Below are 13,369 nucleotides of genomic sequence, written 5' to 3' on the forward strand. Positions count from 1 at the left end.
CGCTTTCAGGAAAAAGTTATTCTGCAAATCGTGTTGCAGAGACTCGCTGAATACTTAAGCAATGTTAATTGATAAACAGCATATCGGCCCCATCGACATCATGCCCGGTAGCCGTGAAGCAAAGATAAATAGAGGGAAATATCTCCTGCGGCTTCAGCATGGGGACAGTGAATTCATATAAACAAGTCGCCGCAGCTCTGATTCATAGCCGGGTAGAGTGCATAAAATATATGCAAAAGTGGGAAAATGAGGTTGACGTTAACCCCTGGTGGATATACTGTATATACATACAGTAACTCACAGGCGAGATAGACTATGTTTACTTCAGCTCACGCAAATCGTTCACCACTGACTTCGGCTTCAGTACGTCGCTCTTCGCACAGCGTCGTCGAACATTCAGCCACTGGGCTGATTAGTGAAATCGTCTATCGCGAAGATCAACCCATGATGACGCAGCTTTTGTTGCTACCTTTATTACAACAGTTGGGCCAGCAGTCGCGCTGGCAACTGTGGCTCACGCCGCAGCAGAAGCTGAGTAAAGAATGGGTACAATCATCCGGTCTGCCGCTATCAAAAGTGATGCAAATTAACCAGATGTCGCCCTGCAACACTCTGGAATCGATGATTCGCGCTTTACGTACCGGGAATTATAGCGTGGTTATTGGCTGGCTGACGGATGAACTTACTGAACAAGAGCATGAACGCCTGGCGCTCGCCGCAGAAGAAGGTCATGCGATGGGCTTTATCATGCGCCCGGTGAGAAATACAAGCCAGCCTGGGAGACAATTAAGTGGGCTAAAAATTCACTCAAATTTATATCATTGAGTGAAATTAGGATTAATCCTGGAATTTTTTTTGCCTCATCAAAAACCATTCTCGTAAAGTGGTTAATTTCACAGAGATCCCGGTGTGGTGCGGTTTCGCGACTTTTTACCGTGTTCACAAATTAACCATATTTGTTAAATATTGTGTATACAACCCTTTTTTTTCATATGCCTGACCGAGTTCACACTTGTAAGTTTCTAACTAAGTTGTAGACTTTACATCGCCAGGGGTGATCGGCTTACGCTGCATGTATCAGCATAGTTAACAACGAGTCACGCCCCCGGTGAAGGATTTAACCGTGAGGTCTTATGTACCATCATGGCGAATTTTGGATGATAATGAGGCGCAAAAAATGAAAAAGACAGCTATCGCGATTGCAGTGGCACTGGCTGGCTTCGCTACCGTAGCGCAGGCCGCTCCGAAAGATAACACCTGGTATGCAGGTGGTAAACTGGGTTGGTCCCAGTTCCATGACACCGGCTGGTACAACAGCAACCTGAACAACAATGGCCCGACCCACGAAAGCCAGCTGGGCGCTGGTGCGTTCGGTGGTTATCAGGTTAACCCGTACCTCGGTTTCGAAATGGGTTACGACTGGCTGGGCCGTATGCCTTACAAAGGCGACAAAGTTAACGGCGCATTCAAAGCTCAGGGCGTTCAGCTGACCGCTAAACTGGGTTACCCGATCACTGACGATCTGGACATCTACACCCGTCTGGGCGGCATGGTATGGCGCGCTGACTCCAGCAACAGCATCGCTGGCGACAACCACGACACCGGCGTTTCCCCAGTATTCGCTGGCGGCGTTGAGTGGGCAATGACCCGTGACATCGCTACCCGTCTGGAATACCAGTGGGTTAACAACATCGGCGACGCAGGCACTGTAGGCGTTCGTCCGGACAACGGCATGCTGAGCGTTGGTGTTTCCTACCGTTTCGGTCAGGAAGACAATGCACCGGTTGTAGCTCCGGCTCCGGCTCCGGCTCCAGAAGTCACCACCAAGACCTTCACCCTGAAGTCTGACGTACTGTTCAACTTCAACAAAGCAACTCTGAAACCAGAAGGTCAGCAGGCTCTGGATCAGCTGTACACCCAGCTGAGCAACATGGACCCGAAAGACGGTTCTGCAGTTGTTCTGGGTTACACCGACCGCATCGGTTCCGAGCAGTACAACCAGAAACTGTCTGAGAAACGTGCTCAGTCCGTTGTTGACTACCTCGTAGCTAAAGGCATCCCGGCTAACAAGATCTCTGCTCGCGGTATGGGCGAATCTGATCCGGTTACCGGCAACACCTGTGACAACGTGAAAGCTCGCGCTGCACTGATCGACTGCCTGGCTCCGGATCGTCGCGTAGCGATCGAAGTTAAAGGTTACAAAGACGTAGTAACTCAGCCGCAGGCTTAAGTTTTCTACGATAAAAAACCCCGCTGATGCGGGGTTTTTTTTGGCCTGATTTTGAGCTCAAAAAGAAAAATCACAAGCAACGTCGCGACAATACTTACTCTTTTCCTAAGAGCACCTGCAGATCGTGCTTCAGGCTCGACATCTTGCTGGCATATTTTTCTTTATGCTCGGCGTCTTCAATCAGCTGTACGATGGTTTCTGATAATGTCTTTCCTCGCCGTTGGGCAAGCCCGGCCAGGCGTTGCCAGACAACGAACTCCAGATCGATGGACTTTTTCCGCGTATGCTGATGCTCGGCGTTAAAATGACGCTTGCGTCGTGCGCGAATAGTCTGCTTCATCCGGTTAGCCAGCTCCGGATTCATATGCTGATCGATCCAGGTATTCACCAGAACAGGTTCATTTTCGAGCGTCAGCAAGACATCGACCGCGGCTTGCGCAGCGCTGGCTTCAATGTAGCGGGTAATCAGCTCACCTTCCCGGTGCTTCTTTACCAGATATTTCCATTTCCAGCCGCTTTCAAGGTTTTCCAGTTGTTGATATTTCATTGCGATCTCAATGTGACCGTGTAACTCATTTCAGGATATCAGTTTTTTCTGGATGTGCTGAGAATAAATCATCTTTCGTGATGTGGACGATTCCATTATCAGCGTGATAAACGCAATCCTCCGTGTGCTCAGACGCGGCATCGGGTATAATCGCTCGTTTTACATCTGACTAAAAAACAGCGACTTTGACCATTACGAAACTTACCCGAAACGACCTCGCTCCTGATACGGAAAGTTATCAGGCGCTGTTTACCCAGGTCAATCTCGCCGAGGCAGAGGCATCCCTCGCCGGCGATCTACAGCCCCGTTTATTTTATGCGCTGGAACAGCTTCTGATCACGCCAGCCATTTCATCTTTTATGCTGGTAAAGGCGCCGGAAGAACCGGAATATCTGCATTGGGTAGCCGAAGCCGCCCGCAGCCTGCAGCAACCCACAACAGCGCTCTTCGGTGTACGCTATCAGGTCAACGGCGGCAACGTAACCCTGTCGCCGGCCCAAAGCGCGGAAGACAATTTTGCCAGCAGCGGTCCGGTTGAATCCGCAGACTGGATTGAAGCGGAACAGCTCTTTGGCTGCGTACGCCAGTTTAACGGCGAAATTTCGCTGCAACCGGGCCTGGTGCATCGCGCGAACGGCGGCGTCCTGTTGCTCTCCCTGCGCGCGCTGCTGGCCCAGCCGCTGCTGTGGATGCGCCTGAAGAACATGGTGACCCGTCAGCGCTTTGACTGGCTGTCTATTGACGAATCCCGCCCTCTTCCCGTTAGCATTCCCTCCATGCCGCTGAACCTGAGGATCATTCTGATCGGCGAGCGCGATGCGCTGGCTGATTTCCAGGAGATGGAACCGGAACTCGCCTCGCAGGCCATTTATAGCGAGTATGAAGACAACCTGCAGATAGCCGATGCTGACACCCTGAAACTCTGGTGTCAGTGGGTCTGGCAAAATGCTCGCCAGCTTTCGCTACCGGGGCCGGCGGCAGACGCATGGCCGCTGCTGATTGCAGAAGGCGCTCGAGACACCGGCGATCAGGAGACGCTTCCGCTTTCCCCTCTCTGGATTAGCCGCCAGCTGCGTGAAGCGGCAGCCTTCTGCGAAGGCGAATGGATTAGCGGCGCGGAGATGCAAACCATGCTTGAGCGCCGTGAATGGCGTGAAGGCTATCTTGCCGAGCGGATGCGCGATGAAATTCTTCTCGATCAGATCATGATTGATACCGAAGGCGAATGCATCGGTCAGATCAACGCCCTGTCGGTAATCGAATTTCCAGGCCACCCACGCGCCTTTGGCGAACCTTCGCGCATCAGCTGCGTAGTGCATATCGGCGACGGCGAATTCATTGATGTAGAACGCAAAGCTGAACTCGGCGGCAATATTCACGCCAAAGGCATGATGATCATGCAGGCGTTTATCATGTCCGAGCTTGAACTTGAACAGCAGCTGCCGTTTAGCGCATCGCTGACCTTCGAACAGTCCTACAGCGAAGTGGATGGCGATAGCGCCTCAATGGCCGAGCTGTGCGCTCTCATCAGCGCGCTGGCCAATGTGCCGATTAACCAGAGTATTGCGATTACCGGTTCGGTCGATCAGTTCGGTCGCGTCCAGCCGGTCGGCGGTCTGAACGAAAAGATTGAAGGTTTCTTCACTATCTGCCAGCAGCGCGGATTAACAGGCAAGCAAGGCGTCATTATCCCGTCTGCCAACGTCCGTCATCTGAGCCTCGCCCAGGAACTTCGCCAGGCAGTGGCTGACGAGCGGTTCTTTATCTGGGCCATTGACGACGTTACCGAAGCCCTGCCGCTTCTCACCCAACTGCAATGGGATGGCGAAGGACAAACGCTACGACAAACTATTCAGGAACGGATTGCGCAGGCGATGCAACAAGAGACTCGCCATCGTTTTCCATGGCCGCTACGCTGGTTAGGCGGATCAAATTCGAACTGATCGGACTTGTTCAGCTTACACGTGTTAGCTATCCTGCGTCCCGAACTCAAAATAAGGCTTACTGAAAACATGGTAGATAAACGCGAATCCTATACAAAAGAAGATCTTCTTGCCTCTGGTCGTGGTGAACTGTTTGGCGCGAAAGGCCCGCAACTGCCGGCGCCAAGCATGCTGATGATGGACCGCGTCGTCAAGATGACCGAAACCGGCGGCAACTACGACAAAGGTTACGTTGAAGCTGAGCTCGACATCAACCCGGACCTGTGGTTCTTCGGTTGTCACTTCATCGGCGACCCGGTAATGCCTGGCTGCCTGGGTCTGGACGCAATGTGGCAACTGGTTGGCTTCTATCTGGGCTGGCTGGGCGGCGAAGGAAAAGGCCGCGCGCTGGGCGTAGGCGAAGTGAAATTTACCGGTCAGATTCTGCCGACGGCGAAAAAAGTCACCTATCGTATCCACTTCAAACGCATTGTAAACCGTCGCCTGATCATGGGCCTGGCGGATGGCGAAGTGCTGGTTGATGGTCGTCTGATCTACTCTGCAACTGACCTGAAAGTAGGTCTGTTCCAGGATACTTCCGCGTTCTGATTTACCTTCCGTACTTATCCTGAAGTACAAAAGGTCCTGAAGTACAAAAGGCGAAGCCTTCGCAGAGCGAAGGCTTCTTTTTTAAAGAGACAGTCAGGCAGTTTGCACCCTGTCCTCCATGGCTTCTCGCCAACCTCCTAGCCAATGGGACCTCTGATTAAGGGTCTGGTAGGGACACATTTCTTTCGATCTGCCGGTAATGCCGGCCTGATATCCACGCTGATGTGCCCGTTCCAGGCGATCTCGTTTTTGTCTCTTCATGCCTCGTTTCCCTCATTATTTGATCTGGTGGAAAAGAAAACAGTGGTCACTAAATATGCAACCACGTATAACCTTTACCGCGAAACGCAGGCAGCGTCAATGCGCAAAATTCACGCCAGTGTCATATTTGTGAGCTATATGAAAGTTCATTTGTACAAAAATCGTGAGCCAGCACAACTATCAACCTGACGCGGCAAATAAAAAAGCCGCGGCGATTTTTCAGGTCGCGGCGGCTTGTATTGTATTAATTTTACTTATGGCAGGCGGTTCAGCTCGCTCGCAATCGCGGTGGCTTCCTGGCTCCAGGCCTGCGCCAGGGTCTTAACCATCGCGTCGTAGCCATCCTGCTGTTGCTTAAGTTCAATATTGAACGGACGCTTAATTAACTGCCCCTGATGCTTAAGCAGCCATTCACCGCTAACGATGACCCGGCCGTCGTAGCGACCGTGGAAACCGCTTACGGAGACGTTAAGCGTATCCTGCTCGCTGCCTAACGGCTGCGATGCCACCACCCAGCCCGGCAGTTGGTTACTCAGATTCGCCACCAGAGTGGTACGTAACTGCTGGTCCAGCGGGCTGGCCCACAGATTGTTATTAGCAATCACATACTGCACATCGGTCGTCTGATAAACCACGCCATTGCCGGCCAGATAATCAGGGATACTGACCTGCTCAACCCACAGCAAATTCTTGCTCTGGTTGACGGCGCTTTGCGCGCCGCTCTTTGCTACCGGTAATTGATAGTAAGTTTTACTCTCACCACCGCTGCTGCAGGCCGTCAGTACGCATACCGCTGCCGCCACTAACCACTTTTTCATTGTTTCGCTCCCTTCGGCTGCGGATCTTTTTTATCCTTGGCCTCAAATACCAGCGCATTGCTCTTGTCGTTGAGGGTTTTCAGTACCGGCTGCAGTTCACGAAGCACCTGATCCAGCCGCTGCATATCCGCAACCATCTTATTGTAGGCCGCCGAGCCCGGCTGGAAGCCCTGCATACTGCGATTCAACTCGCGCAACGTGCTCTGCATATCGGCAGGAAGCTGCTGCATCGACTGGCTTGAAGTGATCTTATTCAAGTTGTCGAGCGTAGTCTGGACACGCTGCATGGTTTTCTGGCTCTGCGCCAGGGTACTGGTCGCCTGCTCCAGCAGTGGGTTAATCGGCAGGTTGTTAATCTTATCGAGCGCATCCATCAGACGCTGCTGGATCTGCGCCAGACCGCCGCTGACGGTTGGAATGATCGGATAGCCGCCGAACTCCTGAATCTTGCCGCGCGGAGGCGCTTTCGGATAGAAGTCGAGATCGATATACAGCGCCCCGGTGACCAGGTTGCCGGTTTTCAGCGAACCGCGCAGGCCGCGGTTGATCAGATCGTCAATATGCGCGCGAATGTTAGGGTCGCCGCCCAGCTGGTTGATTAGACGTTCCGGCTCAATACGCACTTCTACCGGGATACGATAATCATCGTTCAGGCTCTGTTTCAAACCGGGGATAAAGAACGGTACTTTGCCGACGGTACCAAGGCGAATACCGCGGAATTCAACCGGCGCTCCCGGCTGCAGACCACGCACCGAATCTTTAAAGAACAGGACGTAATCGATATGCTGGGTGAACACCGAATCCTGGATACTCTTCTGATCGTCAAACAGGTGGTATTCCGTTTTATTCGCCACCGGCTCGCCGAGATCCAATCCTTCCGGAATATCAAAGCTTACACCGCCGCCAAACAGCGTCGACAGCGATCCCATCTCAACGCGCATTCCCGCAGAGGTAAGATCAACCGCAATACCGCTATCTTTCCAGAAGCGAACGTTAGTGGTCACCAGACGGTCGTTCGGCGCGTTGATAAACAGCTGATAAGTGATGCGGCGCTTCTGCGTATCAAAGGTGCTGGTTTCAACCGAACCAACGCGATAGCCGCGGAACAGCACCGGATCGCCGGGCGAGAGTTGCCCGGCTTTGCTACTTTCCAGCAAAACACGGATACCTTTGGCATCCGGTGAAGCCAGTGGCGGCGAATCCAACAGCGGATACTGCGGCGCGACAGAGCCTTCTTTACCCGGCTGTAATTCGATATAGGCGCCGGAAAGCAAAGTGCCGAGGCCGCTGATCCCCTCGCGCCCCACCTGCGGTTTCACCACCCAGAACACCGAATCTTTATGCAGTAGCTTCTGCATCCCCGAGTTCAGACGCGCTTTAATTTCTACGTGTTTCAGGTCATCAGTCAGGATAGCGCTTTCCACCACCCCGACATCAACGCTGCGGCTCTTGATACGCGTTTTACCCCCTTCAATGCCTTCGGCGTTGGTGGTAATAAGCGTCACCTCCGGCCCCTGATGGCTGTAGTGGTAAAACAGTATCCATGCGCCGATGAGCACAGTCACAATCGGAAAGATCCAGACCGGTGACCAGTTCTTCACCTTCTGCACTTTCGCTTCTCCGCTCTTATTTTCCATGCTGTTGCATTTCCTCATGGCTTGGATCTGGTTCACGGTCCCACAATAGACGTGGGTCAAACATCATGGCCGAGAACATGGTCATGACAACGACCAGCGCGAACATCACCGCGCCTATCGCCGGATAGATATTCATCAAGCCTCCCATGCGCACCAGCGCCGAGAGTACCGCGATGACAAAAACGTCGATCATTGACCAACGGCCAACAAATTCAACCACTTCATAAATCAGGTGCATACGCTCTGAATCACGCGCGCCGTTTCCGTTCGCGCTCCAGCACAGCCAGCCGATAGCGATCATTTTTAACGTCGGCACCATGATACTGGCGATAAAGATAACCAGCGCGACCGGGTAAGAGCCCTCACTCCACAGCAGAACGACGCCCGCCATGATTGTCGACGGCATTTTATCGCCCAGCAGATCGGTAATCATAATCGGCAGAATATTGGCGGGTAAATAGAGCACAAACGACGTCATCAGCAGCGCCAGCGTCCACTGCAGGCTGTTTTTACGCCGCGGGGTACCTTTGGTGTGACAGCGCGGACACTCTTTCTCATCCGCTGGCAGCACCGCCGTACAGCACGAGCAGGAGCGCAGACCCTGACGCAGCCCCGGTACGCCAGGGCGCAGCGGCTGCTTGATGACCGGCATTGGCGCAATATCGTCCCACAGCCAGCGGCGATCGACGCACTGAAACGCCCGCAACTGCAGCAGGCAGAACAGACACCAGGGAACAAAGCTCAGTCCAACACCGATATCACCGTAGGCCATGAGTTTAACGAAGCTGACCAGCACCCCGGCGAGAAAAATCTCGGCCATCCCCCAGCTTTTGAGGTGAAACAAAATCCGCGCCAGAAACGCCTTCAAGCGTGAAGGCATATGAACGCGATTGACCAACAATAAGATGGTCACCAGACAAAACGCCGGGACCAGTTGGACAAACAGTAAAAAGAACGTACCAAGGCTGGCGTAATCCTCGGTGAACAGCACGTTTGGTATTTCCAGCAGCTCAATTTCGCTGCTGATCCCGCCGACTTTCATATAAACAAAAGGAAACAGGTTTGCCAGTAGCAGCATGAACAGCGCCACCAGCGCATAGGCCGTGGGACGCTGCCGCGGCGCGTCCCACGATGTGGTGAGCGTGGTGCCGCAGCGTGGGCATGCGGCTTTCTGGCGATGCTCCAGCGGCGGCAAAGCCACCAGCAGATCACATTGTGGGCACAATATGTGCCGCGCAGCATGATGATGATCGCACATGAACACTCCTCAGCTTAAGCGCCGTTTTTGAGTCCTTCGAGATATTCCCAGCGTTCAAAGGCCGCTTCCAGGGCCTGTTCCGCTTCCGCTAACTGCGCCAGCACCTGCTGGGTCTGGTCATGCGGCTGGCCGAAGAACGAAGGATCGGCAACTTTTTCCTGCAGCGTCTGCAGTTGAGTTTCCAGATCTTCCAGCTTCTGCGGCAGCTGTTCCAGTTCGCGCTGCAGGTTATAGCTTAGTTTGCTGGCGGCGCGTTTGACACTTTCTGCTTTCGGTTGAGCGACTTCCGCTGGTTTTTTTACAATCGTCTGTTTATTCGCCAGCGACTGCGCTTGCTGTCCGCGCGCGTCGTGATAACCGCCGATATATTGGCCGATACGGCCGCCGCCCTCGAAGATCCAGCACTCGGTCACGGTGTTGTCGACAAACTGACGATCGTGGCTCACCAGCATCACGGTGCCCTGGTAGCCATCGATCAGCTCTTCCAGCAGCTCCAGCGTTTCGACATCAAGGTCGTTAGTCGGTTCATCGAGGATCAATAAGTTACTGGGTTTCAGGAACAAGCGCGCGAGCAGCAGGCGGTTACGCTCCCCGCCGGACAACGCGCGTACCGGAGTCATCGCCCGTTTTGGATGGAACAGGAAGTCCTGCAGATAGCCCAACACGTGACGCGGCTTACCGTTAACCATTACCTCTTGCTTACCTTCCGCAAGGTTATCCATCACCGTGCGGTCCGGATCCAGCTCCGCGCGGTGCTGGTCGAAGTAGGCGACTTCCAGCTTGGTACCGACGTGGATACGCCCGCTATCGGCCTGTAGCTGGCCGAGCATCAGCTTCAGCAACGTGGTTTTACCGCAGCCGTTCGGGCCAATCAGCGCAATCTTGTCCCCACGCTGGATTTGTGCGGAGAAATCTTTGACCAGCACTTTGCCGTCAACCTGATAGTTGACGTTTTCCATCTCAAAGACGATTTTGCCGGAGCGAGAAGCCTCCTCGACCTGCATCTTCGCGCTGCCCATCACTTCACGGCGCTCTCCGCGTTCGCGACGCATCGCCTTCAGCGCGCGGACGCGGCCTTCGTTGCGGGTACGGCGCGCTTTAATCCCCTGACGGATCCACACCTCTTCCTGCGCCAGTTTGCGGTCGAATTCAGCATTCTGTAACTCTTCGACGCGCAGCGCTTCTTCTTTATCCAGCAGATACTGATCGTAATTGCCCGGATAGGTCACCAGCTTGCCGCGATCGAGGTCGACGATGCGCGTTGCCATATTGCGGATGAAAGAACGGTCGTGCGAAATAAAGATGATGGTGCCTTTAAAGGATTTGAGGAACCCTTCCAGCCAGTCGATAGTTTCGATATCGAGGTGGTTGGTCGGTTCATCCAGCAGCAGCACGCGCGGCCCGCTGACCAGCGCGCGACCCAGCGCCGCTTTACGCAGCCAGCCGCCGGAGAGCGACGCCAGCTGCGCGTCGGCGTTAAGGCCAAGCTGCTCGATCACTTCATTAATACGGCTATCTAACTGCCACAGCCCAAGGTTATCCAGCTGTTCCTGCAGGCGAGCCAGTTCATTTAAATTTTTGTCGCTCGGATCGGTCATCACCTGATGCGAAACATCATGGTAGGATTTCAGGTACGCCGCCTGCTCGGCAATACCTTCCGCGACAAAATCGTACACCGTACCGGCGACATTACGCGGAGGATCCTGCTGCAGACGCGCGACGATCAGATCCTGTTCATAAATAATACGCCCATCGTCCAGCCCCTGCTCGCGGTTGAGGATTTTCATCAGGGTCGATTTGCCGGCGCCGTTACGCCCTACCAGGCAGACGCGTTCGTTATCTTCGATATGCAGTTCAGCGTTATCCAGCAGCGGCGCATCGCTGAACGAAAGCCAGGCGCCGTGCATACTAATCAGTGACATTCTTTATTCCTTTCAGGCCGCGGTAATCAGCCAGCAGTTGTGGATCTGACGGTTGCGGGCAAAATCCTGCGACAGCGTTTTTTGCGAAATTTCTTGCGCCTTCAGGCCAAGCGCCGCCAGCCCGTCATGATCCATACGGAAACCGCGTTTGTTATTCGAGAACATAATCGTGCCGCCTTTACGCAGCAGACGTTTTAAATCGGTCATCAGACGGATATGGTCGCGCTGCACGTCAAAGGCATCTTCCATACGTTTGGAGTTGGAGAAGGTCGGCGGATCGATAAAGATCAGATCGAACTGCTCGGTACTTTCCCGCAGCCAACCCAGCACGTCCGCCTGCATCAGGCGATGCGCGCGGCCGGTTAAGCCGTTCAGACGCAGGTTGCGTTCCGCCCACTCCAGATAGGTGCGCGACATATCGACGGTCGTGGTGGAGCGCGCGCCGCCGAGACCGGCGTGGACGCTGGCGCTGCCGGTATAGGAGAACAGGTTGAGGAAATCCTTACCCTTGCTCATCTGGCCCAGCATACGACGGGCAATACGGTGGTCGAGGAACAGACCGGTGTCGAGATAGTCGGTAAGGTTAACCCACAGACGCGCGTTATACTCCTGTACCTCGATAAAGTCGCCCTTCTCCGCCATCTTCTGGTACTGATTTTTACCCTTCTGCCGCTCGCGGGTCTTCAGCACCAGCTTATTCGGCGCGATCCCTAACACCGCGATAGTCGCGGCGATAATATCGAACAGACGCTGGCGCGCTTTGTGCGCATCGACGGTTTTCGGCGGCGCATACTCCTGCACCACCACCCACTCGCCGTAGCGGTCGATAGCCACGTTGTATTCCGGCAAATCGGCATCGTACAGGCGATAGCATTCAATGCCTTCCTGACGCGCCCACTTTTCAAACTTCTTCAGGTTTTTACGTAAGCGGTTGGCGAAATCTTCCGCCAGCATCGCCGGCTTGCCGCCTTCGCTTTCCGCCAGATGATAGTTCTTCTGTACGCAGTCCAGCGGGCCGTTTTTGGCTTTAAACTGTTTATCGGCACGCAGCTGCAGGCAGCTCAGCAATTCCGGCGAGGCGCTGAAGACCGACAGGTTCCAGCCGCCAAACTGGTTTTTCATAATCCGCCCCAGCAGGCTGTGCAGGGCAATCAGCGCCGGTTCGCTTTCCAGGCGCTCGCCGTACGGCGGGTTGCTGATAACGGTGCCGTACGGGCCTTTCGGCAGCGGATTATTGAGCTGCGCGACGTCTTTCACTTCAAAATTGATGAGCTCGCCAATTCCGGCGCGGCGGGCGTTGCGGCGCGCGCGTTCAATCACGCGCGCGTCGACGTCAGAGCCGTAGAAGCGCGATTCATAAGCGGCCAGCCCCTGGCGCGCGCGCGTTTGCGCCTCGGCTTTCACCTCTTTCCAGATAGCGTCATCATGCTGCGCCCAACCGCCAAAGCCCCAGTGGCCGCGGTGCAGACCCGGCGCGCGATCGGTCGCCAGCATCGCCGCTTCAATCAGCAATGTGCCGGAGCCGCACATCGGATCGAGCAGCGGCGTTCCCGCTACCCAGCCGGAGCGCATAACGATTGCCGCCGCGAGGTTTTCTTTGATAGGCGCCATGCCGGTACCGTCACGGTAGCCGCGCAGATGCAGGCCTTCGCCGCTCAGATCCAGCGAGATATGCGCCGTCTCTTTGTTCAGCCAGACGTTGATACGCAGATCGGGGTTTTCACGATCGACATTCGGACGCGGCAGGTTTTTACGCGTGAAGCTATCGACGATAGCGTCTTTGACTTTCAATGCGCCATACTGACTGTTGCGGATCTCCTCGTTGAGGCCGCTAAAATGCACCGCAAAGGTGGCGTCAGTGGTAAAGATCTCCGTCCACGGAATCGATTGAACCCCAAGGTAGAGATCCAGATCGCTATACACGCTGCACTCACCCAGCGGCAGCATGATGCGCGAGGCCAGCCGGCTCCACATCAGGCTTTGATACAGCAGTCGCGTATCTCCCTGAAAATGAACCCCGCCCTGGACAACCTGGCACTCCGTGGCGCCAAGTCCTTCCAGTTCAGTTTTTAACAGCTCTTCAAGACCACGAGCCGTGCTGGCAAACAGAGATTTCATATCGTCACTTTTACTTAAAGAAAATTGGTGCGCATTATAGCCAATAT

11 protein-coding genes are annotated in these 13,369 nt (G+C 54.4%); 4 read left to right on the top strand and 7 right to left on the bottom strand.

Translation table 11 applies throughout. The features are described 5' to 3' along the window. Window positions 1-315 precede the first annotated feature (315 nt). Window positions 316-825, top strand: a complete 510-nt coding sequence (sulA, locus tag ABLV66_RS16635; RefSeq protein ID WP_348876205.1) for an SOS-induced cell division inhibitor SulA — start codon at window positions 316-318, stop codon at window positions 823-825. A 352-nt stretch (window positions 826-1,177) separates the two neighbouring features. Next, on the top strand, window positions 1,178-2,230 hold the full coding sequence (gene ompA, locus ABLV66_RS16640) for a porin OmpA (protein WP_080473199.1): 1,053 nt from the start codon (window positions 1,178-1,180) through the stop codon (window positions 2,228-2,230). 94 nt (window positions 2,231-2,324) lie between these two features. On the opposite strand, the gene matP is transcribed toward ompA, so the two are convergent. Further along, on the bottom strand, window positions 2,325-2,777 hold the full coding sequence (gene matP, locus ABLV66_RS16645) for a macrodomain Ter protein MatP (RefSeq protein ID WP_015367432.1): 453 nt from the start codon (window positions 2,775-2,777) through the stop codon (window positions 2,325-2,327). Window positions 2,778-2,962: 185 nt separating this feature from the next. On the opposite strand from matP, the gene ABLV66_RS16650 reads away from it, so the two are divergent. Next, window positions 2,963-4,720, top strand: a complete 1,758-nt coding sequence (locus ABLV66_RS16650; RefSeq protein WP_348876206.1) for an AAA family ATPase — start codon at window positions 2,963-2,965, stop codon at window positions 4,718-4,720. 69 nt (window positions 4,721-4,789) lie between these two features. After that, complete coding sequence (gene fabA / locus ABLV66_RS16655) at window positions 4,790-5,308, top strand: bifunctional 3-hydroxydecanoyl-ACP dehydratase/trans-2-decenoyl-ACP isomerase (protein ID WP_015704907.1); 519 nt, start codon at window positions 4,790-4,792, stop codon at window positions 5,306-5,308. A 93-nt stretch (window positions 5,309-5,401) separates the two neighbouring features. On the opposite strand, the gene rmf is transcribed toward fabA, so the two are convergent. The 6 genes from rmf to rlmKL all read right to left on the bottom strand — a co-directional run bounded on the left by rmf (window position 5,402) and on the right by rlmKL (window position 13,322). Next, window positions 5,402-5,569, bottom strand: coding sequence for a ribosome modulation factor (gene rmf, locus ABLV66_RS16660; RefSeq protein WP_015704906.1), 168 nt, complete (start codon window positions 5,567-5,569; stop codon window positions 5,402-5,404). 254 nt (window positions 5,570-5,823) lie between these two features. Continuing rightward, window positions 5,824-6,387 carry a membrane integrity-associated transporter subunit PqiC gene (gene pqiC / locus ABLV66_RS16665; RefSeq protein WP_015367436.1) on the bottom strand — a complete coding sequence of 188 codons (564 nt, stop codon included), beginning with the start codon at window positions 6,385-6,387 and terminating at the stop codon, window positions 5,824-5,826. Beyond that, the gene (gene pqiB, locus ABLV66_RS16670) at window positions 6,384-8,024 is read right to left on the bottom strand and encodes an intermembrane transport protein PqiB (protein ID WP_042892880.1); all 1,641 of its coding nucleotides are present in this window, start codon (window positions 8,022-8,024) and stop codon (window positions 6,384-6,386) included. The genes pqiC and pqiB overlap by 4 nt, the downstream gene beginning before the upstream one ends. Next, entirely contained in the window at window positions 8,014-9,282 is a 1,269-nt protein-coding gene (pqiA, locus tag ABLV66_RS16675; RefSeq protein WP_032711301.1) for a membrane integrity-associated transporter subunit PqiA, read from the bottom strand. The genes pqiB and pqiA overlap by 11 nt, the downstream gene beginning before the upstream one ends. 14 nt (window positions 9,283-9,296) lie before the next feature. Next, the gene (locus tag ABLV66_RS16680) at window positions 9,297-11,204 is read right to left on the bottom strand and encodes an ABC transporter ATP-binding protein (RefSeq protein ID WP_213797503.1); all 1,908 of its coding nucleotides are present in this window, start codon (window positions 11,202-11,204) and stop codon (window positions 9,297-9,299) included. Window positions 11,205-11,216: 12 nt separating this feature from the next. Continuing rightward, window positions 11,217-13,322, bottom strand: a complete 2,106-nt coding sequence (gene rlmKL, locus ABLV66_RS16685) for a bifunctional 23S rRNA (guanine(2069)-N(7))-methyltransferase RlmK/23S rRNA (guanine(2445)-N(2))-methyltransferase RlmL (RefSeq protein WP_213797504.1) — start codon at window positions 13,320-13,322, stop codon at window positions 11,217-11,219. Between the last annotated feature and the right edge of the window lie 47 nt (window positions 13,323-13,369).

The sequence above is a fragment of the Klebsiella sp. CN_Kp073 genome (genome assembly GCF_040065495.2).
Classification (GTDB): Bacteria; Pseudomonadota; Gammaproteobacteria; order Enterobacterales; family Enterobacteriaceae; genus Klebsiella; species Klebsiella aerogenes.